The 23,320-nt window shown below is 62.0% G+C and carries 18 protein-coding genes and 1 pseudogene; 12 read left to right on the forward strand and 7 right to left on the reverse strand.

What is annotated here, in order from left to right; all coding sequences use genetic code 11:
• Nucleotides 1-5: 5 nt before the first annotated feature.
• A complete protein-coding gene (locus tag LB523_RS24745) occupies nt 6-1,283 on the forward strand; it encodes an NAD(P)/FAD-dependent oxidoreductase (protein WP_224607869.1) in 1,278 nt (425 codons plus the stop codon).
• The gene (locus tag LB523_RS24750) at nt 1,280-1,735 is read left to right on the forward strand and encodes a MaoC family dehydratase (RefSeq protein WP_224548433.1); all 456 of its coding nucleotides are present in this window, start codon (nt 1,280-1,282) and stop codon (nt 1,733-1,735) included. Before LB523_RS24745 ends, LB523_RS24750 begins: the two co-directional genes overlap by 4 nt.
• Nucleotides 1,736-1,754: 19 nt before the next feature.
• On the opposite strand, the gene LB523_RS24755 is transcribed toward LB523_RS24750, so the two are convergent.
• The 5 genes from LB523_RS24755 to LB523_RS24775 form a co-directional block, all read right to left on the reverse strand.
• The gene (locus tag LB523_RS24755; RefSeq protein WP_224607872.1) at nt 1,755-3,299 is read right to left on the reverse strand and encodes an alpha/beta fold hydrolase; all 1,545 of its coding nucleotides are present in this window, start codon (nt 3,297-3,299) and stop codon (nt 1,755-1,757) included.
• A 184-nt stretch (nt 3,300-3,483) separates the two neighbouring features.
• Complete coding sequence (locus tag LB523_RS24760) at nt 3,484-4,440, reverse strand: DMT family transporter (RefSeq protein WP_224548411.1); 957 nt, start codon at nt 4,438-4,440, stop codon at nt 3,484-3,486.
• A 104-nt stretch (nt 4,441-4,544) separates the two neighbouring features.
• The gene (locus LB523_RS24765) at nt 4,545-4,826 is read right to left on the reverse strand and encodes a hypothetical protein (RefSeq protein WP_095768257.1); all 282 of its coding nucleotides are present in this window, start codon (nt 4,824-4,826) and stop codon (nt 4,545-4,547) included.
• Between the two features lie 212 nt (nt 4,827-5,038).
• Nucleotides 5,039-6,211, reverse strand: coding sequence for an NAD(P)/FAD-dependent oxidoreductase (locus tag LB523_RS24770; protein WP_224607875.1), 1,173 nt, complete (start codon nt 6,209-6,211; stop codon nt 5,039-5,041).
• Nucleotides 6,212-6,228: 17 nt separating this feature from the next.
• Nucleotides 6,229-7,548: an aspartate aminotransferase family protein gene (locus LB523_RS24775; RefSeq protein ID WP_224607879.1), complete on the reverse strand. Its 1,320-nt coding sequence runs from the start codon at nt 7,546-7,548 to the stop codon at nt 6,229-6,231.
• 556 nt (nt 7,549-8,104) lie between these two features.
• On the opposite strand from LB523_RS24775, the gene LB523_RS24780 reads away from it, so the two are divergent.
• Complete coding sequence (locus LB523_RS24780; protein ID WP_224607882.1) at nt 8,105-8,986, forward strand: hypothetical protein; 882 nt, start codon at nt 8,105-8,107, stop codon at nt 8,984-8,986.
• A gap of 57 nt (nt 8,987-9,043) precedes the next feature.
• Complete coding sequence (locus LB523_RS24785) at nt 9,044-9,814, forward strand: hypothetical protein (RefSeq protein WP_224607885.1); 771 nt, start codon at nt 9,044-9,046, stop codon at nt 9,812-9,814.
• Between the two features lie 33 nt (nt 9,815-9,847).
• Here LB523_RS24785 and LB523_RS24790 read toward each other — a convergent pair whose 3' ends face one another.
• Nucleotides 9,848-10,828, reverse strand: coding sequence for a GlxA family transcriptional regulator (locus LB523_RS24790; protein ID WP_224607889.1), 981 nt, complete (start codon nt 10,826-10,828; stop codon nt 9,848-9,850).
• Between the two features lie 301 nt (nt 10,829-11,129).
• Here LB523_RS24790 and LB523_RS24795 point away from each other — a divergent pair, with 301 nt between their 5' ends.
• The 8 genes and pseudogenes from LB523_RS24795 to LB523_RS24830 all read left to right on the forward strand — a co-directional run bounded on the left by LB523_RS24795 (nt 11,130) and on the right by LB523_RS24830 (nt 22,411).
• Entirely contained in the window at nt 11,130-11,990 is an 861-nt protein-coding gene (locus LB523_RS24795) for an FAD binding domain-containing protein (protein ID WP_224607893.1), read from the forward strand.
• Complete coding sequence (locus LB523_RS24800; RefSeq protein ID WP_140631856.1) at nt 11,990-12,466, forward strand: (2Fe-2S)-binding protein; 477 nt, start codon at nt 11,990-11,992, stop codon at nt 12,464-12,466. The genes LB523_RS24795 and LB523_RS24800 overlap by 1 nt, the downstream gene beginning before the upstream one ends.
• 2 nt (nt 12,467-12,468) lie before the next feature.
• Complete coding sequence (locus LB523_RS24805) at nt 12,469-14,733, forward strand: xanthine dehydrogenase family protein molybdopterin-binding subunit (protein ID WP_224607897.1); 2,265 nt, start codon at nt 12,469-12,471, stop codon at nt 14,731-14,733.
• A 235-nt stretch (nt 14,734-14,968) separates the two neighbouring features.
• A complete protein-coding gene (locus tag LB523_RS24810) occupies nt 14,969-15,214 on the forward strand; it encodes a MoaD/ThiS family protein (protein ID WP_095768248.1) in 246 nt (81 codons plus the stop codon).
• 1,007 nt (nt 15,215-16,221) lie between these two features.
• Nucleotides 16,222-16,398: a hypothetical protein gene (locus LB523_RS24815; protein ID WP_224548393.1), complete on the forward strand. Its 177-nt coding sequence runs from the start codon at nt 16,222-16,224 to the stop codon at nt 16,396-16,398.
• Nucleotides 16,399-16,681: 283 nt separating this feature from the next.
• A complete protein-coding gene (locus tag LB523_RS24820) occupies nt 16,682-16,870 on the forward strand; it encodes a hypothetical protein (protein WP_224607900.1) in 189 nt (62 codons plus the stop codon).
• A gap of 74 nt (nt 16,871-16,944) precedes the next feature.
• A pseudogene (locus tag LB523_RS24825) lies at nt 16,945-17,166 on the forward strand (MoaD/ThiS family protein); the annotation flags it as partial.
• 331 nt (nt 17,167-17,497) lie between these two features.
• Entirely contained in the window at nt 17,498-22,411 is a 4,914-nt protein-coding gene (locus LB523_RS24830; protein WP_224607903.1) for an NACHT domain-containing protein, read from the forward strand.
• Between the two features lie 57 nt (nt 22,412-22,468).
• On the opposite strand, the gene LB523_RS24835 is transcribed toward LB523_RS24830, so the two are convergent.
• Complete coding sequence (locus LB523_RS24835; RefSeq protein WP_224607906.1) at nt 22,469-22,891, reverse strand: DOPA 4,5-dioxygenase family protein; 423 nt, start codon at nt 22,889-22,891, stop codon at nt 22,469-22,471.
• Nucleotides 22,892-23,320: the final 429 nt, after the last annotated feature.

Genomic DNA, 23,320 nt, shown 5'->3' on the forward strand with positions numbered 1-23,320 from the left:
TGAACATGGCAAACAACCTCATCTCCCTGATGGCCGCTCCGAAGCATGGCCATTACGACGCTATCGTCGTCGGCGCGCGCTGCGCGGGCGCGGCGACGGCGATGCTGCTTGCGCGCGCCGGCCTCAAGGTGCTTGCGATCGACCGCAAGCCTTATGGATCCGACATGCTGTCGACGCATGCGCTGATGCGACCGGCCGTGTTGCAGCTTTGGCGCTGGGGTCTGCTCAAGCCGCTGCTCAAGGCCGGCACGCCGCTCATCGAGACGACGACCTTCCATTATGGCGACGAGGAGATCACCATCCCCCTTGCCGCTAGCTCGGACCTCCCCGGCCTCATCGCGCCGCGGCGCACCGTGCTCGACCGCATCCTGGTCGATGCGGCGCGCAAGGCCGGCGCGGAGATCCTGCACGAGGTCGCGGTCGGCGGTCTTTTTGCCGACACGCGTGGCCGCGTGCGCGGCATCGAGATCCGCGCCGCCGGCCGTACTGCCGTGCGGGTCAGCGCCGATATCGTCGTCGGCGCCGATGGCATCGGCTCGCTGGTGGCAAAATGCGTCGACGCCCAGCCCTTGCGGCGCGGCGCGGTGTCGGCTGCCCATGTCTATGGCTATGCGCCAGTCGAGCCGGGCGCCGGCTATCACTGGTACTTCCGCGACGGGATCGCCGGCTCGTTAATCCCGACCAATGACAGCCTCGCCTGCATCGTCGCTTCGGTGCCGACAGGCCTGTTCGACCAGCGCTTCCGCCTCGGCCACGCCCGCGCCCGGATGGATGTGCTCGAGGCGCTTTCCCCGGCACTGGCAGCACAGGCGGCCCGGGCACCCAAGGATGCGCGCCTGCAGGCGTTCCGCGGCGTGCCGGGCTATATCCGCCAGCCGCACGGCCCGGGCTGGGCGCTGGTGGGCGACGCCGGCTTCTTCCGCGATCCGATCACCTCGCACGGCATTTCCGACGCGCTGCGCGACGCCGAGAGCCTCGCGCGGGCAATCCTCAGTGGGTCCGAGGCAGCATTCGCGGTCTGGCAGCAGCAGCGCGACATGATCGCCAACCAGATCCTCGACACCACGGACGCCATCGCCGGCTTCGATTGGACGCTTGACGATCTCGGCGAGCGGCATCGCCGATTCAGCGCCGTCCTGAAGGCCGAGGTGCAGGCGCTGGCCGGGCAACCCATGCCGGCCCGCCGCGCTACCGCATCGAAGCCCTCGACCTATCGAGCGCCGGCCAACCAGGACGGGCCGCCGGCCGATTTTTCCCGCAACCGAACTGGAGCAAGACCATGACTGTGCATGTGATGAAGGACGGGTGGATCGGTGTCATCAAGGGCCGGCCAAGGGTGGGCGCCTTTGCCGAACGCTCGCGGCGCACGCAGCCGCAGGATATCGACGCCTTTGCCGAGATGACCGGCGATCGTAATCCGCTGCATTACGACAAGGCGCTGGCCGAGGCTTCGGTCTTCGGCAAGCTCATCGTGCAGGGCGGCGTCACGTCCGGCATCCTGAACGCGGTGGTCGCGGAAGACCTCCCCGGCCCCGGCTCGGTGTTCCTCGAAGTCTCGTGGAAATTCGTCAAGGCGGTCGGCGTCGGCGAAATGATCACCGGCCGCGTCGAGGTCAAGGACGTGCGCGCCGACAAGCCGATCACGAAGCTGGAGACATCGGTGCGCAACGAAGCGGGCGAGCTTTGCCTCACCGGCACGGCGACGGTGTTCACCGTGCCGCTCATCGGCGGCTGAGGGCTTCGCGAGTGCCCGGTTACCCGCCCGCCGTCTCGGCGATGAAGGCGCGGACGTGGTCTATGAACTCCTCGAAGGCGGGCTCGCCTTCGAGGAGGATGTGGTTCTGGCTATCGAGCTCGATGAAGCGCGCGCCGGGAATGCCGGCGGCCATGGTGCGGCCCGACTCCACCGGCGCCACGTTGTCGTCCCGCGCATGCAACACCAGGGTCGGCACGCGCACCTTGTCCAGCAAGTCGCTGACATCGATCACCGAAAAGGCGTTCTGAAGACGCCAGGCATCGTCGGGCGAGACGGTGCGCAGCATCAAATCGTCCATCCAGGCGAAATGCTCGTGCGTGGCGCCGGGGATGAACATGGAACAGAAGGCCTGGCGAAACATCGGGTTCGACTTGCCCCAGCTCTCGCGCATCAGCGTCGCCACGGCCTCGCGCGTCGCGATCTCGCCGGCATCGCCGCGCGCCCGCCAGCCTTTGACGTAGCCGCCGTAGAGGATCATGCCCGACACTCTCTCGGGGTGGCGGATGGCATAGGCGATCGAAACCGCGCAGCTCTGCGACAGGCCGAGCAAGGTAAAGCGGTCGAGCCCGGTTGCCTCGACCACGCATTCGAGGTCCGACACCATGGTTTCGAACGAGATGTCGACGACGTGCCTTTGCGACAGGCCATTGCAGCGCTCGTCATAGCGCACCAGCCGGTTGTGACGTGACAATTCCCGCATCCAATGCCGCCAGATCGGGCTGTCCCAGTCGAAGGTGAGATGCGACATCCAGTGCGCGGCGCGCAGGATCGCCGGCCCGCTGCCGGTGCTGGCATGGGCGAGCCTGGTGCCGTCGAGAGCCCGACAGAACTGCACGGCGCGGCCGGAATCCTGCGGCGACGCGGCAGGCTTCGACGGCGGCGCGAGGGGAGCGGACTGCGGCGCGCGTCCCGTGGCTTGAGCGGCGGCCGACCGAACCTTGTCCTCCAGCGCCTCGATCTCGGCGGCGATGCTGGCGTCGTCGGGCGTCAGGCGGCGCAGACGCTGGGCGAACGGCAGCGCACGTCGCGGCTCATTCCCCAGGCGCTCGACCAGCTCGCGCAGGATGCCAAGCTCGACGATCTCGACCTCGCTGGCGATGGCCTGCCGCCAGGCTTCATAGTCGAAGCAGCGTTCGAGCGAGAGATCGGCGAGAAAGCCGCCTCGGATCGAGGCCAGGACCGCTTCGAGCTCCTCGGTCGAGCGTGATGAAAGATCGGCCTTCACCAGCGGCGCCAGCCGCGTATAGTCCGTTTCGACATTGAGCGCGACAGCATTGCGATCGGCGGCAAGAACGGATTCGTCGGCGCCCAGCACCTGGCGGATCTTCGACAGGCTCCAGCGCAAGGCGCCGCGCGGATCGTCCGGGATGTCCCAAAATATCTCGCACAGCCGCTCGCGCTGGTGCTGCCTGGCGGTGACGGCGAGGTAGGCGAGCAGCGCCCGCGTCTTGCGCGATGGCGGCAGGTGAAGCGGCTCGCCGTCGCGCGTGACCTGAAAATCGCCAAGCACGCGCAGTTCCAGCATGTGCTGACCGCCGTTCATGCGTCCACGCGCTTGTCGATCGCCATGATCCCCTTCGGCCTTGGCCGACGCTGCGAAGGGGCAGCCAATAGCAAAATTGGCTAATTTAGGAAAGCTTGGTCCGGACGGCTCACCGCCCGAGGAACCAGATCGACCTGGCGGCTCGGGCAGCCGCATATGTCGATCAAGGCACGTGGCCGCTCGTTCACGCCTTTGCCGGAACCGGCCTCGACTTGATCGCCGTCGCCAGCACGACCCCGACCACGATGAAGGCCGCGCCGAGCAGATCGTAATCGTGCAGGCTCTCGCCGAGCAGCAGGTAGGCGAGCACGGCGACGAACAGGGTCTGCAGATAGAGCAACATGCTTGCCCGGCTAGCGCCGAGGGTCTCCACGCTTTGGTTATAGAGATAGTACATCAGCGCGCCGCCGGGACCCGCCAGATAGGCAAGCGCGAGAAGGCCGTCGGCATTCAAGGCGGAGCGCTCGTCGTTGAAGATTTCCCAAAGGTGGAACGGCAGCGCCACCAGCGCGCCGGCGCCAAGCAGAAGGACCACCAGCGGCAGGAGCTCGAGGCCGAATTTTGAGCGGCGCAGCAGCACCGTATAGAGCGCCCAGCAGAAGGCGCTGCCGACGATCCACAATTCGCCGATGTTGAAGCGCAGTTGCACCAGCGCGTCCAGCTTGCCATGCGCGACGATCACCAGCATGCCGGCAAGTGCTGCAACCGCGCCGAGCGACTTCCAGAGCCCGAGCGGCTCGCCCAGCACGAGACGCGCCAGCACCATGGTCATGATCGGCGACATCGCCATGATGATGCCGGCCGTGGTGGCGTCGGTGTCGTTCAGTCCATGGTAGATCATCCCTTGGCAGAGCGTCAGGCCGATGGCGCCGACGGCAACGATCTCCAGCGGCCGCGATTTGAGCAGCGCCAACATCGCGCCGTGATGGCGGTGCACGATCGGCAAAAGAATGAGGCAGGCGAGCGCCAGCCGCCAGAAGCATAGCCCCCAGGGCGGCATTTCCGGCGCCACCCACTTTGCCGCGATATAGACGCCGGCCGAAAGCAGCCAGCACAACACGGCGGCGGGATAACCAGCCAGCGACGGTATCGCTCGAGCGACCGGCGCTTCCGCCGGATGCGCTATCGGTATCGCCTGCATCGCATGTCCCCCACTCCATGAAGGTCATCTCAGTCGCAGCCGACAGTCTACCTCATGACGGGAGTGTTACATAGTCGGCCCGGCAAAAGCGTACGCGGCAGGGATCAATGCGACGTGTCGCCGGCCATATGCAGAAGATCCCAGGCCGAGCCGACGCGCCCATGGAACTGCGATGCGAAGCGTTTGGCTTCGATGTCCTCGAGGCCGTCCTCGACAAGGGCCTCGATGCTCCGCCGCAGCAAGGCGAGCTGCATCTGCCGTGCATGTCTTGCGTCGGTTTCGCGCATGATGGCCGTGACGTGATATGCCACGACCGGCTGGCCAAGACAGGACAGGAGCGCGCTCGACCCCGCCGTCGCTGCAGTAACTGCTTCCTCGATATTCATTCCGGCGCTCCTCATCAAAAGATGCTGGGCGCCTCCCCGGCAGAATGGCGACGGTGTCAGTCGCTTCTTTTCTCATTTCGGCCGTCGTGAATTCTTCGCTCGCGGCCGAAATCAGTATCCTCCAGAACCCTATTAAAGGCGACCGGATAGTTAATCGATGGTTAACGGGGACGCTCGCATCTTACGCGTCAGGGGCCAGCTTGATGCATCGGTCAGTGACCGAGGACGTTGCGCTCGGCCGACGGCGCCAGGCTCTGCGAACCGGGCACCGAAACCGGCGCACCCTGAAGCACCCAGTCGGCCGCGATCTGGCCAATCACAGGGGCGAGCTGGATGCCATAGCCGCCGGCGCCGGCAGCGGTGATCAGCGTCGGCTCCGAGGCATCGAATGGTCCGACGACGGGGCGATGGTCGGCGGTGACGGGATAAAGGCCCGCCCACCCCCGGCCGAGTCGCGCGCCCGGCAGGTCGGGCACGCGTTCCAAAAGCAGCTCGGCCAGATCGACCTTCGACTGCTCCTCGCACTGGTCGTTGTAATTGTCGGGGTCCTCCGGCGCGATCGAATTCACTTTGTGGATTTCGGCGATCAGCTCGCCTGGTTTTTCGTGGCGGAAGTTGAGCCCGCTGCCTTCGCCGTTCACGAGGTCCATCACCATCGGCATCGTGTAGCCGAGCGGCTCGTCAAGATGGATGACGACGGCCTCGTGGCGCTCGGGCCAGATGTGGAGGCGCTGGCCGAAAAGCGCGGCGACTTGCGGCGCCCAGGCGCCGCCCGCATTGACCACGACATCGCAATCGATCAGTCGTCGCTCGCGATCGACCGGGCCGCCATCGGTTTCCAGCATGTAGCCGCCCGGGCGCCGTTGCACCCCGACCAGCTTGCGGTACTGACGGATTTCGCCGCCCTTGGCGCGGACGATGCCCGCAAGGAAATTGCACATCTCATGTGGATCGAGAAAACCGTTGTCGGGCCCGAACAATCCGCCTTCGAGCCCGTCAGGATTGATGTGCGGAACAAGATCCCTGAGCTCGTTCGCGCGGACGAGACGCGACCTCAGCCCCGCCTCGGCCTGGATTTCGACCGATCTCGCGAAGAGCTCCATCTGACTGGTCGTACGCGCCAGCCGCAGATAGCCGATATGGTTGAACCGAAGCCCCTCGCCTTCCCATTCGCGGAACCGGCGCAGCGAATGGACGCGCAGCATGATCTCGAACGGGTCGGTGAATTGCGATCCGACGACGCCGACGGACCGGCCGCTCGACCCCGAGGCAATCGAGTGCGCTTCAAGCACGGTCACGCGCGCGCCCTGCTCGACGAGGTTGAGCGCCGTGCACATGCCCAGCGTGCCCGCGCCGATCACCACGACATGAGGAGAAGCTGTCATCTGTGGTCCGCCTGCTTTCACGGCTGCGCGGCGACGTCGCCCAGGGTCTCGTCGATCGCTTGAAGAATGGCGCTGGCATCTTCCTCGGTCATCGGCGTCGACAGCGCGAACAGGCCGTAGCTGGCGGACAGAACGCCGCGGCCAAGCAAACCCTTGTGGAAGGTGTCGAACTTCCTGTGCTCGACCGGCCCTGGGTAGATCGAGCGGTAATCCCTGACGGGATGCGACGTGAAATGAACCTTGAACAGCGAGCCAAGGCCGACGCATTGGCCGGCAAGCCCATGCTTTTCGAATGAGGCGGTAATCCCTTCGCGCAACGATGCGCCAAGCCGATCAAGATGGGCAAAACTTTCTTTCGTCAGCGCCCGCATCGAGGCAAGGCCGGCGCGCATGGTCACCGGATTGGCGGTGAAGGTGCCGCCATGCGGCAGTGCGGGCTTGCCTCCGGTCGGATCGAACACCGCCATGATATCGGCGCGCCCGCCGACGGCGCCGACCGGAAAGCCGCCGCCAATGATCTTGCCCAGCGCCGTCAGGTCGGGCTCAATGCCCCACAAGCCTTGCGCGCCAGACCATCCCAGTCGAAACGAGATCACCTCGTCGAAGATGACGAGCGCACCTGCGGCATGGGCGATCTCGACCATGGCGCTGAGGTAATCCCGCCGCGCCGGTATGAGGCCGGCACGGTTGGGCATCGGGTCGATCAGCACCGCTGCGATATTGTCGCCCTCGGCGGCGAAGACGGCGCGCAGCGCCTCGCTGTCGTTGAAGGGCACGGCGATCACGTCCTCCAGCACGCCGCGTGGCGTGCCCTTGGCATAGGGCGTCGATCTGGGCAGGTCGCCCCAGTTCGCCGGTGAGGAGTCCAGGCTCACTTCGGCGAAATCGTAAGATCCGTGATAGGCGCCCTCGATCTTGACGATCTTCGGCCGCGCGGTGAAGGCGCGCGCAGCCTTGATCGCCATCATCATACCCTCGGTGCCGGAGTTGGTGAAGCGGATCTGGTCGACGGAGGGCAGCCGCTCGACCAGCAGCTCGGCAAGCTCGATCTCGCTCAGCGTCGGGGCGCCGAAAGCGGTGCCGAAGGGCAGCTGCTCGACGACGGCCGCGGTGACATCGGGATGCGCGTAGCCATGGATCATCGCGGTGAAATTGTTGATGCAGTCGTAATAGGCATTGCCGTCGACGTCCCAGACCCTGCACCCCTCGCCGCGCGCGGCGTAGATCGGAAACGGATCGACGAAAACCGTAGTGCGCGTATTGCCGCCCGGCATCACCTTCCTGGCGCGCTCGAACAGGGTTTTCGATCCAAGCATGGCGTCGGGATAATGCGGCATGGCGTTCCGAAGGCGAATTCGACTGTTAAAACAGCGGCGCGCTGCTCGTCACGAAGCTACGGCTCGTTTGCGCGCCGGCGCAATCGGCCAGACCGGTCATGCGACCCGACCAGGGTCATCGCGGACCCTCATCATTTTGCGCAGCAGCAACCGCGCGCTTAGACTGCCCGACATTGATCAGCTCGCCATCGAGAAGTTCTGCTCCGAGACGATCAATCATGACATCTAGTCCATTTGGATGATGCATCCTGCCCCTAAAGGCGTACCTGGTATAAGCAGCCCGTCAACTGCGCAAAATACAAGTTGTCCAAACTGTAGATGGAGTTCAACACGGAGCGAACCGCCAAGACCGAAAATCTTAATTTTGCGCACGCACAGCCGCTATGACGTGTTTGTTTCTTGAGCATCGCGAAGAATACCGGCAGACAGAGGACCGTGGCCAGTGACGTCCATACATGGATCCTACGAGGAGTTCGAAGATGACCCGCGCCCGGCGTGGGTTCGCTTCAGCATGCGCCACTGGAGGTGGAGCGCCATTCCCGGATGCATCCTCCTCTTGGCGGCGGTATCTCCCCCAGACAACGGCGCCGAAATCCAGCAACAGATCGCGGCAGCGCGAGGCGAACTGGCGTCGACAAAAGCGCAACTGGGCCTGAGTCAGGATGCCGAGCGCACAGCAAGCGCCCAGGCAAGGCTGTTGGCCAGCACCTCCGCAGAGCAGACAAAGGCCCTGAAAGAGGCGAACCAAAGCAACGGAACCCTCAAACTCGATCTGGAAGCGGCGCAGCGCGTCATCAAAGACCTGAAGGCACAATTGATTTCTGCAAACGAAGCACGCAACGCTGTGGAAGCGTCCCTGGCCGAGGCAAATCAATCGGTTGCCGAAGAGCGCCATGAGATCGAACAATTCGAGCACGAACTCGCCATGGCCCGCCAGGCCGGCGAGGCCGATCAGAAACGCGCAAATCTGGCTGCGGCCGAGCGGGCCACCGCCCTGAAGGACCTCCAGCTCGCGGTTACTGCCGCAAAGCATGTCAACCAGGCATTGGATCTGGAACACGCGCGCGCGGTTTCGGCCGCAAGCGATGCCGATGACGCCCGTCGGGAAAGAGACGCCGCGAAGCAGGCGTCTGCCGACTTGAGTGCAGCGCTTGAGCAGGAGCGTCAAAAGCTGACCGACATGTCCGTGTCCCTTACCGCTGCGCGAAAGGCGATCGATCTCGTCAAGGCGCAAAGCGCGCGCCGCACAGCGCAGATGGAGCGTGCACCCGGGACGCGTTCCGCCGCGGTTCCACTTGCCAGCCAGAATGGCCAAGCTGTCCGCCGAACAGGCTTGCAGGATAAGAACAGAGCGAAGATCCCAAGATCCCCGAAACGGGTTCTGGTGGCGACGACGATCACTCTCCCCGACGCGTTGCTTCCGACCCCGCCTCCATGATGATGGTCGGCAGTACATTTGGATTGGCACGAACGCATGCCCAGGAGGGGTCCTGAAATGGGCAAATACGTGGCGGTCGCCTTGATGATCGCAGCCGCTACCGGACCGGCGGCCGCCCTTGATGTCGGCGGTGGCGGCAAGGTCGGCGGCATTGGCGTCGGCGCTGGCGTGAGCGCCGGATCACAAGGTGTCTCCGCTGGCTTGGGGGCAAATGTCGGCGGCTTGGGCGGCGCAAGCGTTGGCGCGTCGGTGAGCTCAGGCGGCGTCAGCCTTGGCGCGTCGGCAGGCGCAGGAGGGGCGAGCCTTGGCGCGTCCGCGAATGCTGGTACCGGGTCCATCGGCGCCAGCGTTTCGACGGGTGACGCTGCAGGCAGCGCAAGCGCCGGCGTGTCGACGGATGCCGGCACCGCAACATCAGGCACCGGGGACACCGCGCCCCCCGACAACCCCACCGTTTTCTCCGCCAGAAGCGCGACAACCGCGATCAGCCTGCCATCCATCCTCAAACCCTCCAGCACCGGTGGCGGGGAGTTCGGGCGGTTTAGAGCGGGCTATCCTTTTGCGCCCCTTGTATCGTTGAAAGCGAAGCCAGGCACGCCGCCCAAAATCGTGAGCGCTTGCCGCGCGGCGATCATGTCGGCCACGACGCCGCTTGGTGCTGTGCGCGTATACGCGGTTAGTGCCGGTCCGATGCGCCAACACAAAGCCGGTCTGGCGGCGCCGATCGAGGTGCGAATAAACTATGCGCTTCCAGGCGGCATCCAAGTGCGACAAGCGAAGGTCCTGTGTCGCCTTAGTGCGACGGGGAAGGTCATCGCTGTGACATAGAAACCAGCTTGCCGAAGTCGTGCACAGGGACCGCTATCTGGCGATGTCACTCGCCGCTGCCCGGTTCGGGTGCCTGAGATTGGTCGGCGTGATGCCGGCCTGTTGGCGGAAGACGCGGCTGAAATGGCCGGCATTGGCAAAGCCGCAGCGATAGGCGATCTCGCCGATCGCGAGGTCGCTGCCTTCCAGCAGCGATCTGGCATAGTGAACCCTGAGCGCCAGATAGGCGGCCATCGGGCCGATGCCGAGCTCGGCGCCGAACAGGCGCTCGAGCTGGCGACGCGAGCAGTTCTGCCTGGCGGCGATCTCGGCGATCGGGATCGGCTCCTGAAGATTGCTTTCCATCAGGAGCAGCGCCCGCTTCACCGCGCGGCTCGCGGCCGCTGGAAAAAGATCGCCGACCGGCTGCACGTCGCGGCTGGAGCGGATGCGGTCGAGCACGAGGATCTTGGCCGCCTTCTCCGCCGCCTTCCGGCCGATGAATTGCGAGACGAAATAGCCGGCAAGGTCGGCCGCGCCCGTGCCGCCGGCGCAAGTGGCGCGGCCGCGGTCGACGGAATAGAGGCTGTCGGCATGGGCGTTCACATCGGGGAACTCGGCGCGAAAATCCTTGATGTGAAACCAGCTGACCGCGGCGCTGTAGCCGTCGAGCAGGCCGTAGCGCGCCAGCACGAAGCTGCCGGTGCAGAGCGCGGTGAGCGGCACGCCCTTCTGCGCGGCGCGCAACAGGAACGCCTCCTTTTCCGAACTCAGCTTGCGGCTGGTGTCGAGCAGGCCGCCGACCACCACGACATTATCGAAATCCTCCGGATTGCCCATAGCTCTCGTTGGCAGCAATTCGACGCCGCAGCTGGCGCGGATCGGCAGGCCGCGCTCGCCGACGATCTCCCAGTCGAACTCGATCCTGCGGCTGCGGTCGCCCTCGTCGCCGGCCAGCCTGAGCGTGTCGATAAACAGCGACAGCGGCGACAAGGTGAAATCGCGCACCAAAAGAAATGCGAATTTCTTGGCCATGTTTTTGCGAGTCGACGCCCCTGCATTCTCTCAAAGCCATCTTCGACCATTCCGCACGGTCGGCGCTGCTTCGCCAACGCCGCCACGCAGGCAATAGGCGACGCGCGGGGCGTTAATCGCATGAATGGCTCCGCCTGGGCGATTTGCCGCATCCGGCTCTGTCGCGCGGCCTGCCCTGGCCCGCCCTCTGGGCGCATCTGGAACAGGGCTCTGGCCCAACCCGGACATGCACGAACGGGATGGCCATTATAACCAGACGCTTTATAACGGGCGATCCGATTATGACCACCAAGGGGAGACGATGCGTTACATACGTCCGCTTTCAATCGAAGATGCCGTTGGCGAGCTCGCCAAGGCAGTAGGCCCTGCCGCGATCCTGGCCGGGGGCAGCGACCTTTTGGTGAGGATGAAGGGCGGCTTCATCGAGCCCGAGCTGATCGTCGACATCAAGGCAATCGGCGGCCTGGCCGACATCACCGAAACGGCCGACGGTTTCCGGATCGGCGCCGCGGTGCCCTGCGCGGTGCTGGGCGAGAACAAGGCGCTCAAGCAGGCATGGCCTGGCGTCGTCGAGGCGGCCAACCTGATCGGCTCCAAGCAGGTGCAGGGACGCTGCACCATCACCGGCAATCTGTGCAACGCCTCGCCCGCCGCCGACAGCGTGCCGGCGCTGGTCGCGGCCGCGGCACAAGCGATCGTCGCCGGACCTTCGGGCAAGCGCACGATTGCCGTGGAAACGGTGCCGACCGGACCCGGCCGCACGTCTCTCGCCAAGGGCGAGATGATCGAAGCGATCCTGCTCGACAAGCGGCCTGAGCACGCAGGCGACGCCTATCTGCGCTTCATTCCGCGCACCGAGATGGACATCGCGGTGGTGAGCGCCGGCGTCAACCTGACGCTAGACGAGAAGGGCGCGATCAAGACCGCGCGGGTGGCGCTGGGCGCCGCCGCACCCACGGTGCTTCTGGTCGAGGAAGCCGGGCAAGTGCTGGTCGGCTCGAAGCTCGACGAAGAGACGCTGGAGCGGCTGGCGAAGATCTGCTCCGGCGCCTGCCGCCCGATCGACGACAAGCGCGGCACCATCGAATTCAGACGGAAAGTCGCGGGCGTGCTGGCACAGAGAGCCGCAACGACCGCCTACAAGCGTGCGGGAGGCAAATAATGGCCGGTATAGCTGTATCAACCACGATCAACGGCGACGCCGTCGAATATCTGTGCCAGCCCGATGAGACGCTGCTGGACGTGCTGCGCGACCGGCTGGGGCTCACCGGCGCCAAGGAAGGCTGCGGCACCGGCGACTGCGGCGCCTGCAGCGTCATCGTCGACGGCAGGCTGGTCTGCTCCTGCCTGGTGCTGGGCGCAGAAGCCGAGGGCCGCAAGGTCGAGACCATCGAAGGCATGGCGCATGGCGACCAGCTGCATCCGCTGCAGCAGAAGTTTCTGGAGCATGCGGCCTTGCAATGCGGCATCTGCACGCCGGGCTTCCTGATCGCGGCCAAGGACCTGCTGGAGAAGAACCCCTCGCCCACCGAGGAGGAAATCCGCTTCGGGCTGGCCGGCAATCTCTGCCGCTGCACCGGCTATGATAAGATCGTGCGCGCCGTCCAGGATGCGGCCCAAGTGATGAAGGGAGCCTGATCATGAACTTCGATCCGCGCTACTCCGGACGCAATTTCTCCTCGGTCGGCACGCGACCGGTCCGCCCCGACGGCGTCGACAAGGTGACGGGACGCGCCCGCTACGGCGCCGACTTCAACATGGCTGGCCAGCTGGTCGGCCGGATCCTGCGCAGCCCGCACGCGCATGCGGTGATCAAAAGCATCGATACGTCGAAGGCGGAAAGGCTCGCCGGGGTGAAGGCGGTGATCACGGCCAAGGACCTGCCCGACCTCACCGACGGCGATGCCGCCATGTACGACATCCTCGACAACTGCATGGCGCGCAAGAAGGCCCTCTATGACGGCCATGCGGTGGCCGCGGTGGCGGCGATCGACGCCCGCACCGCCCGCCAGGCGCTGAAGCTGATCGAGGTCGACTATGAGGTGCTGCCGCATGTCACCGATGTCGACGAGGCGGCCCAGCATCACGCACCGCTGATCAACGACCAGGTCTATACCGAGGGCCTGGAGGAAAAGCCGGCGAAACCCTCCAACGTCACCAAGCGCACCCAGTTCGGCCATGGCGATGTCCACAAGGGTTTCGCCGAGGCCGATTTCATCGTCGAGCGCTCGTTCAAGACCGAGCAGACGCATCAGGGCTATATCGAGCCGCATGCCTGCGTGGCGAGCGTCAACCCGGACGGCACGGCGGATCTGTGGGTCTGCACGCAGGGCCATTTCGTCTATCGCCAGCATTGCGCCCAGTTGCTTGGGCTCGAAGCCTCGAAGCTGCGCGTCACCTCGTCGGAGATCGGCGGCGGTTTCGGCGGCAAGACCCATGTCTGGGCCGAGCCGGTGGCGCTGGCGCTGTCGCGCAAGGCCGGCCGTCCCGTAAAACTGGTGATGACCCGCGACGAGGTTTTTCGCGCCTCGGGCCCGACCAGCGCCACTTCGATCGACGTCAAGATCGGCGCCAGGAAGGACGGCACCATCACCGCGGCGGAAGCGACGCTGCGCTATAGCTGCGGCCCCTATGCCGGCTCCTGGGCCGAGATCGGCGCCATGACGGCCTTCGCCTGCTACAAGCTCGAGAACGTCAAGACGGTCGGCTACGAAGTGCTGGTCAACCGGCCGAAGACCGCGGCCTATCGCGCGCCCTCCGCGCCGATGGCCGCCTTTGCCGTGGAAAGCGCGGTGGACGAGCTCGCCAAGGAGCTCGGCATGGATGCGGTGGACTTCCGCATCAAGAACGCCGCGCAGGAAGGCACGCGCTCGTCCTACGGCCCGGTCTACGGACCGATCGGCATCGGGCCGACGCTGGAGGCGGTGAAGAGCCATCCGCACATGAAGGCGCCGCTGAAAGCCAACCAGGGACGCGGCATGGCCTGCGGCTTCTGGTTCAACTTCGGCGGCCAGACCTGCACGGATCTGAACATCGGCATGGACGGCACGGTGTCGCTGGCCGTCGGCACCGTCGATGTCGGCGGCTCCCGCGCCTCGCTGTCGCTGGTGGCGGCGGAGGAGCTCGGCATCGACTACTCCAACGTCAAGGCGATCGTCGCCGACACGTCCTCGCTGGGCTACAACGACATGACCGACGGCAGCCGCGGCACCTTCTCCTCTTCGATGGCGACGATCTCGGCCGCGCGCAACGCGATCAAGATCCTCAAGGATCGCGCCGCGCAGATGTGGGACATCCCGGTGGAGGACGTGACCTGGGAAAAGGGCCACGCCATCGCCAAGGGCGAGAAATACGGCAACCTTTCGCCGCTGTCGCTGAAGGACATCGCGGCCAAGTCGGGCACCACCGGCGGGCCGATCGCCGGCCACAGCGAGCTCGTCGCCGACGGCGCCGGCGTCTCCTTCGCCACCCATATCTGCGACATCGAGGTCGACCCCGAGACCGGCGCGACCCGCGTGATCCGCTACACAGTGGTGCAGGACGCCGGCAAGGCGGTGCACCCGACCTATGTCGAGGGCCAGTACCAGGGCGGTGCCGCGCAAGGCATCGGCTGGGCGCTCAACGAGGAGTATATCTACGGCAAGGACGGACGGCTGCAGAACCCCGGCTTCCTCGACTACCGCATCCCGGTCTGCTCCGACCTGCCGATGATCGACACGCAGATCCTGGAAATTCCCAACCCCAACCACCCCTATGGCGTGCGCGGCGTGGGCGAAACCTCGATCGTGCCGCCGCTGGCGGCGATCGCCAACGCGGTGTCGAACGCGGTCGGCGTGCGCATGACCCACATCCCGATGTCGCCGCCGCGCATCCTGGCGGCGCTGGAGGCGGAGCGGGAGGGCTGAGAGGTATCCAAGCTAGGGCAAGGTGTGTTGAGATTCAGGTCAGGCCGAGCCGAGAATGATGGCTTCCGAGAACCGGAGCGGAGCGTACTTGAAGTGCGTGAGCACCGGCCTGCGCCGGCCGTAGCCTTGGCTGCGCGGCGTCTTACGAGCGCTTCAGCCGGCGAAGGCCGGAAGCGCAGGAAGCCGTCATTCGCAGGCCGGCCTCACCTGAATATCGACGCACCTTGAGGCGCTGATGGTCGAGGTCACCCTTTGGGGCTCGCTCAGCGCCGTCGCCGGCGGCAAGGCCAAGCACGAGATCGAGGCCAAGGACATAAGGGAGCTGTTCCGCAAGCTGGCGGAACAGTATCCCGGAATCGAGCCGTGGATCGATCGGGGAATTGCCGTGGCGATCGACGGCACGATCTATCGGGATACGTGGAGCAAGGAACTGCCGGAGGGGGCGGAGATTTTCCTGCTGCCGCGACTGGCTGGAGGGTGAGTGAACCGGCGGCTGGCCGTCACAACGCCTGCCACTGGCTGTCGAGCCGCTCACGCAGTTCCCGCTGACGTTTGATTTCGGCAACGGGCGGCGACGAGTGCATCGACAGATACCAAACTGCTGCAGCACGCAGGCTTCCCAGACACAGGCGAAGATATCCGCAGCCACCTCCAGCCGCGGGTTTCCTTGACTGGCGCCATGATATTGGCACTGTCGAATTTGAAACCGGCATGTCTGGCGACCGTGCCGGCCGCTTTGGGTTGCCCTTACCGTCTAAGCCCGAAAAAGCTCAGGATGGCGAGAATGACGACGACGAGGCCGATGAGATAGATAATGCTGTTCATGGCAGATCCTCCTATGGAGGACTAATAATTAGCGTTCTCTAATGTTCCCGGCAGGGCGGTTGCTCCAAGCGTCCTTCGTTCGGCAGGCGCCCTGTCTCCAGTCCGTGCCCGCCGCCGGTCAGGCCCGTGGGCACCATCCGCTTTCGAGCCGGGCCGCTCATGATTATCGGGCTGGTTATCGGTTTGGCCGGTCTTCCCGCACGACGTTGTAAAGAAGAAGCCCCGCGGTCAAAGACACGACCGCACCCAGCATGTCGGGTCCGGTCAGCCCCGAATAGTACACAAAAGCGAATGCCAACTCGGCCATGGTTCCACCTGGGTGTGCGATCCTTGCTGAGAGAACCCTTAGGGCGCGCTAATGTTCCTATGGTTCGGAATGGATCTGAGAAGTTCAGACCCGCCCGCCCATGATAGGCGCCGAAGAACGTTGGGTTCCACAGATGGGCCCTCTCTCCGACTGAGGTCCCATTCGCCAGCGCATTGGTCCATCGCGCGAAACATAATCCCTGCGATCTCATTAGGGCTGCGCTGACGAGCAATCAGTCCCTTCATCGTCAGTTGGCTGGATCGCCCGCCACCTGCTCCCAGGTGGTGGGCATCCGAAGAAAGAACAGGGGCTGGGGACAGAGGTGGACAATGTCGATTTCCGAGGAGTTGCGGGACGTGAGTCTCCGCTATGAATGCCCGAATTGCCGCCGGCCGATCATCAGGAACGGTTCATGGTTCAAGTCGGTGAGCACCTTCCGGTGCGATGCCTGCAAGACCAAGCTCAGGCTTGGCTATTCGGCCAAGCTGGCGCTTTTCGAACGCCACGGCAAGGCGGCGTTTTCGGGGGTGTGACCTATGCGCATGAGTGCCCGCGAACCTTTTGGCGAGCAGCAGCTTCCTTTCCGAGAGCGGTGGGAGATGCCCCCGACGGCCGTAAACGACAACAGCGCGCTCCATCACCGCGATCTTTCCATCCTCGTCCCGGCCGATGACGGCTTTGCAAGGATCGCCACGAAAGCGGAGCGGATGGGCATTGCGGCGGCCGTGGCGATCGGCCTTTTCATCGGGCCGGTCGTGTTCACGTGCCTGATGCTGAGCGTGTGGAACGCGGCGTTGGACAGCAACGGAGGCAAGCATGATCGAGACTTCCAGGATCCTGGAAACCAAGGTGGCGGGCTTACAAGACAGGCTGAGGGAAGCCAAGCTCAGCATGGATGACATGCTGGCCTTTCAAAAGGTCGCGGAAGTGCTGGACAATGGCCATGGCGGCATCGACGTCGACGACCTGATCGCGCTTTCCTTTGTGGTGGAGGAGGAAGGTTGAAGGGCGTTGCGGCCGCTCGACTGGTCGAAGACACCTTTTGAGGCCCGCCCGTCGCCTGAGGCAAGGCCAGGCACGAGATCGAGGCCAAGGACATCAGGGAACTGTTCCGCAAGCTAGCGGAACAGTATCCCGGGATCGAGCCTTGGATCGACCGCGGGATTGCGGTGGCGATCGACGGGACGATCTATCGGGACACGTGGAGCAAGGAACTGCCGGAAGGGGCGGAGATTTTTCTGCTGCCGAGGTTGGCGGGGGTGAGAGCAGAAATTGGGATAATGGCGGTGACGCAGGTCTGAGAATAACACCTGGCTAGCCCGGCCAGCGGTAATCCCAATGTTCCTTCCTGGTCAGAAGATTCTATCTCTTCCGCATTCTAATAGATGCAGCACTCCGGGCGGTTGGGTAATGGAACTATCCTGTTTGGGCACTCAGCTTAAAATCGATTCACCACTCAGGCCTACCGCTATGTGGAAGATGATCATTCGGCATCGTGCTCGAGTGACCTAGATCATTTATTTTTTGTGGCGGCGATTGCACATCTGCAATTCGGCATTGCTAGATTGGAATTCACCTAAGAATCAACTATTTAGCCTCGAGCTGGCGTTATAGGACAGCGTGGAGGGTTACGTGGCCAATTTGACTGGCGCCATCGTCGTTTTGGAAGAGAATCCTGAATGGCTCCGGCTTCCAGCTTCATCTACGCCCGGATCAACGCCGGTGCAAACCAATAAGCAAGATCTGCCTTATGGCGAATTGACTTGGGAGGACTATGAGCGGCTCTGCTTTCGGCTAGCTCAGGAGGACGCTGAGGTAGAATATTGCGCTCTATACGGCAGACAGGGGCAACCTCAAGAAGGCATCGACGTGTTCTCGCGAAAATCAGGCGGCTTGAAGTATTCTTGCTGGCAAGCGAAGAGACATAAGAGCGTTACAGCCGCCAAAATCAAAACGATCGTGAAGGAATTTCTGAAGGGTGGTTGGGTCGAAAAAACAGATTGCTTTTACGTCTGCTTCCAAGCGCCCATACAAGACACCAAAATACAAAAAGAGATCGAAGAGCAATCAACGATTTTGAAGAACCGCGAGATTACCTTTATTCCCATCGGCTCTGTCGAAATGTCGCTTCGTCTAAAAAGGCGCTGCGATCTGGTTCTAGACTTCTTCGGCCGAGAATGGGCCATTGCGTTCTGTGGGATAGATGCGGTTTCGCTATTGGGAGAGCGACTGGATGGATTCTCCATTGCGAAATTGCGCGCCGAGTTACTGAGCATCTACTCGGGATGCTTTCAGGCGCTTGATCCAGGCGTAGGCTCGATTCCGATAGCAGGCACATACCGGCCACTATCATTATTAAACCGATTCATCGAGCCGGATGTTGCCTATAGCGAGAGCTTGGTTTCCATCGAGACTGAAAAACAAGGGACAAGAAATCACCCTTACGGCAGAGATGTCTTACCGGAAAGCCAGCCAATTCAATCTTCAATTCAATCGATCTCACCCACACTAATTCGCCGCCCACTTTCCAACTGGGTGTCGGAAGGTAATCAAGTGGCAATACTTGCCCCCGGGGGATTTGGGAAAAGCTCCTTTCTCAGGGCTTTGGCGCTCGACTTGCTCACCCAAGGCAAGCTGTTTCCGGAGCTAACCCGCCGATGGGGCGATCGGATTCCCATCTATCTGCCCTTCGCGACGTGGACTCGTCTTTTCAGTGATGGAACCGCCGATGTGTCCCTATCGGACGCCATCAAACATTGGTTTAAACGCTTTGAGCCGTCCGAAGAGCTTCAGCGCCTGATCCTGGACAGTCTCAAGGATAACCGTCTTTTGCTCTTGCTGGATGGCTTGGACGAAGGCACTAATCCGCAAGCCTCTCGCTCGGCACGGACGCTGCTCGACGCCTTTGTCAAAACACACGCAATCGATGCTGTGCTGACGTCTCGACCTAGCGGGATAGACAGGCTTGGCGCACTGGATCCGATGTGGCGTGTGGGCCGGGTCGCGGAACTCACGAAGGCCCAGCAGAAAAAGCTCGCGCAGGTCTGGTTCACACACCTGAAGCCGCCTGCTGGATTGGGCTCTAAAACGAACGATGAAGCGTATGAACATTTGATCCATCGCGAGGTAGAGGATTTCTTTAGAACGTTGAGCGGACGAGGCATACTGGAACCGCTCGCCGGAATTCCGCTGTTGCTGACCGGATTGACGGCACTTGCACTAAGGCAGGTCAGCCTTCCTCGGAGCCGCTTCGAAGCATATGACGAGTTGGTCAAACTGCTTCTCGACGAGCACCCAAAGCGCCGAGCCAGCGCCGCTCAGCACGGGATCGCTCGATCGATAGTTTTGGCCGAGCCGGCGCTAGTTAGGGGAGCGCTTAGTTATCTCGCATATAAATGTCGCGAGACGGGTGCCACCCCGGGAATTGGCACTTTGGAAGCGAGAAGGCATCTTGTCGAGTATCTCCAAAGCATGGACGGCGCAGGTTTACCGTCGCAATCCGCCATCTCTGCTGCGAGTGAACTACTGACCATAGACGCCGAAACTACAGGATTGCTGGTCCAACGGTCTCCCGACGAGATCGGCTTTCTTCATGGTGTCTTCGAGGAATATCTTGCGGGATGCCATGCCGCAACTCTCGTCTTGGATGATCAGAAAAAGCTCATCATCGAAAAGTCAGGAGACGAGCGCTGGTCGAATGTTCTGCTCTCAATGCTGCGGAGCATACGTCGGCGCAGTGAAGTCGAAATGCTCGTTGCAGCGGCCAGGAAAGCAGCCACTGATCCGGTGGGGCGAATGCTGACGCTACGACTTGCCACGGAAGTGGCCTTCGGAGACTTTAGCTGCCCCGCGAGCTACGCACAGGAACTGGCCACGGAAACGTTTGACGTGATTGAGATGGGCAGTTGGCTTTCAGAAAGATCCACTCTTCTGTCAATAGTTCTTGAATTGGGTTGGAATAGCCCAAACAGTGCCCGCCTCAAGGAGAAACTGGAGCAATGGTTCCCCAACTCTATCCAATACCGCCAAAACGTCTATCTCGGGATGGCAGATTGGCCTCATGATAACGAGTTGAAGCATTGCCTATGGCGAGGTTTGTTTGCGGATGACCTCGCCAACAAGCGCGCGGCCTCTGTTGCGCTTTCGCGCACCTTCAACAATGATGAATCGCTGGGGGACAGACTTGCGACGTTGGTTCGCTCGCCGGTCGATCCCGAGACTGCCTCCGCTGCATTGTTGGCCCTTCAGAATGGTTGGAGAGGCCAGAGTTCACTCCCGGCCCTTACGGCAGAGGCTAAGGCATCTGCAAGCATTCCGATACTTCTGACTGGGCTTCGGTGCTCAGTCGCTCAAAAGAGCCACACCGACGCAGATCTCGATTTGCTTATCGACCTCGCCAAGCGGGTCCCGGGACGTTATCAATGGGTCGGTGATATCATCCCCGCCCTCATCGAGGGTTGGCCCAACGATGACCGGATCTACAGCCTGGTTGCTCAGACGATCCGTACAGATACGCACAGCGGGCCGTTGGACAAAGACATTGCAAATTCGTACGCGCTCCATGCCGCTCAGTTCGATGATATCAAAGATGCTGAAGTCTCTGAGGCGATCAAGCGCGACAAGTTCTTTTTGCGGGGCCTTGGAGAAAGTCGCCTTAGGCCGGGCAACTATCGCAAGCACGTTCTGGCCGCTATCGATTACCGCATCGAAAACACTGACGTGCATTTTAACAACGATGTCGCCCACATGGCAGTTATTGCGAAAACTCCAGCTGCTAAGGCAAGGCTTCTCAACGATCTTCAAGAAAAGGACCGGTGGATATTTTGGCCCGTTTGGGGCTTGCTTCAAGGATGGGGCATGACCGACTTTGACGTAGCGGCAGCCCTTACTTCGCTTCTTGTCAAACCGATTGAAGAGCAGGCTCTTTTTGCGCATTACATCCCTGATATTGAATTCGACCGCGCGAAAGCCAAGCAGAGGCTTGTTGAAATCGCAAAACTTCCAGAACTGGGGCGACCAGACATTTTAGTCAGAGGATTTAAGAAGCTCGGTGCCACTTATGCTGACAACGACGTCGTTGAGCTCCTACTAAAACATAGCTTCGCCCAACGAGGAGTGTTTGACGCGACTGGTGACCTCATCTCTGGATTTGGACTGCATCCGAAGGTTAAAGAACTGGCCCGCCAGAGAATAGAGGAAATTGATTGTCCCTGGGCTTCACTGGTCGAAGCCTACGGCAACGATCCCGAGTTCCGCGCTCTCATTTTTAGTCGGCTGGGAGCCTTACCAGCTTCTTTGCGCAGCCATTTTGTATCGATCGCATCAATGAAAACGGCAGACAACATATATCTGGAGCGATTGGCGCGATGGCCGCTCGAAGAAGATCGTGAGATCCGAACTCAAGCTTCGATCGCTTACAACGGCGCAATAAAGCTCGACCAACAACGACTTCCGTCAGCTATCAAATATCTGAAGAAGGAAACTACATCTATTGGCCCGTGGATGGATCAAAGGCGCCAAGCCGGGCTTGTTGGGCTGATAGCGCTTGGCAGGGAAGATATTTTCGCGACCCTCCAGCCGGATCACGGACAGAGCAGTGTCGATGTCGAGCTTTATTATCCTGAAAATAGAATAGCTGTTGCATATCTGGCTCGGAACTGGAAAAGCCTTTCTGAAGCACTCTCGGATCAGCTGTTCGATCGACTAAGCAGGCATGGCTCCAACGAATGGCACGTCTGGCAATTGTTTGCGCCCTATATTTCAGAGTCTAGCGCAGTAAGAGATGCATTCGTATCTTATTGCACGCAAGAGACGAAGCTGTTGTCCAGCCAGGCTTTTGAGGCTTTAAGCCGGGTATCACCTAGGTCGGCCCTGCTACAGGAGCATTGCGAGCGACTGCTCGCCGATAACGGTCCTATTGACGTGAATTCAACCTCTCTCGATGTAGAGCGTCGAAATATCATTCTCGGCCAGGTTATTGCTCGTCAATTCCAGAGCAATATTAACTACCGATTAGACCTCGAAAGATTAAGCACACGCGGAAATACGGCTGGTATCCTGGGGCTATGTCAGGGATGGCCTGAATTACCTATTTTAAAAGACCTACTGGAAAAGACAATGGAAATGAAGTGGAGGAGTCATTATTTCAGCCATGTTTCTGCGCTTTACCTTACAGGAACGGTGGGAACTACGGCTCAATTCAAATTGGTTCTTTCGTCCTTGCTCCAGACATCTGAGGGCGACCCTTGGAGCTTTCTCGAATATTGCGTGCCGCCAACGGTGGACAGATTGAAGAGAGATCCTCAGCTTGTCAGCGACAGCCTGAGGGCGATAAGCGGGCCGAATGCCGATTTCAAAGCGAGTATGCCTAGACTGCTATCGTCGGCAATCGGATTGACCGACGAATTGCGCGATCTCTGCGGTCGAGAAGTGACGATTCAACACTCGCGGAAGTCAATCCCGCTTTGCGGTCTTGATATTGTTTCAGGAAAGATACGTCCGGTATCGGATGCCTTGATGGACACCCTTGTTCCCGCTGGTACGTAATTATCAAATGTTGATGCAATTTATTAATTCGGCAGTCAGGTTGACCCTGCTGCCCCCTCACACCCCCAGCGTCGGCGCCGTATTCACCTCCAGCGCCTCTTCCGCCTCGTCCTCCTCCCCCAGCACTTCCCCATGCACGCCGAGGGCCTGCCCTATCCAGATCGGGTCGACCAGGTGGTCGCGCTTGGGGTTGGTGGTGTTGGGGTGGATGAGGATGCTCAGGCCGCCATGGTTCAGCATCAGCCAGGGGACGAGCGTGGCGAAGATCTCGGTGGCGAAGGAGACCTGGTACATGGCCTGCTCGTGCGGGCCCACCGGCTCGTCGCGCCAGTTGCCGAGGCGCACACGAAAACGCTCGCCGATGCGCTGGCGCAGCCATTCGGCCTGCCGGCGCTGCGCCTCATCGCCGTAATAGATGTGGGCGTGATAGCTGGCGATTTCCGAAAGCGGTCTCGGATCGTACAGCCTGGCTTCGTTCATTGCGCTGCTCCCCTCCCCGATGGTTCCAATCTGTCGTGCGGAACTCTAGGCGGTTCTTCGGTTCATGGAAACGGCGAGCAGCTCTACAGACTGTTCAGTGTGTTTGGCCGTAATCGCAAACGCCGGCCCCGCCCCGCTCCGTCTCGGCTTCGCCGAGCCAGCTCTCCCCACTTCGTCTACGGCATGCATATTTCCAAGCGGCTGGCCTTGGCGATAGCGTGCATGGCAGCTTGGCGCATGCATTGGCTAATGTAGCGCTGGTCGACCCCCACTCCGTCTCGGCTTCGCCGAGCCACCTCTCCCCCGATCGACGGGGGAGAGGAAAGGCGCCAAGCTCTTTTCCGTTAACGCCCGTCCAGCGAGGCTCCCTTCCTTTCCCTCCGGAGGGGGGAAAGGTGGCGCTGCGAAGCAGCGACGGATTGGGGGAAC

This window comes from Mesorhizobium sp. ESP-6-4 (assembly GCF_020164735.1).
Taxonomy (GTDB): Bacteria; Pseudomonadota; Alphaproteobacteria; order Rhizobiales; family Rhizobiaceae; genus Mesorhizobium.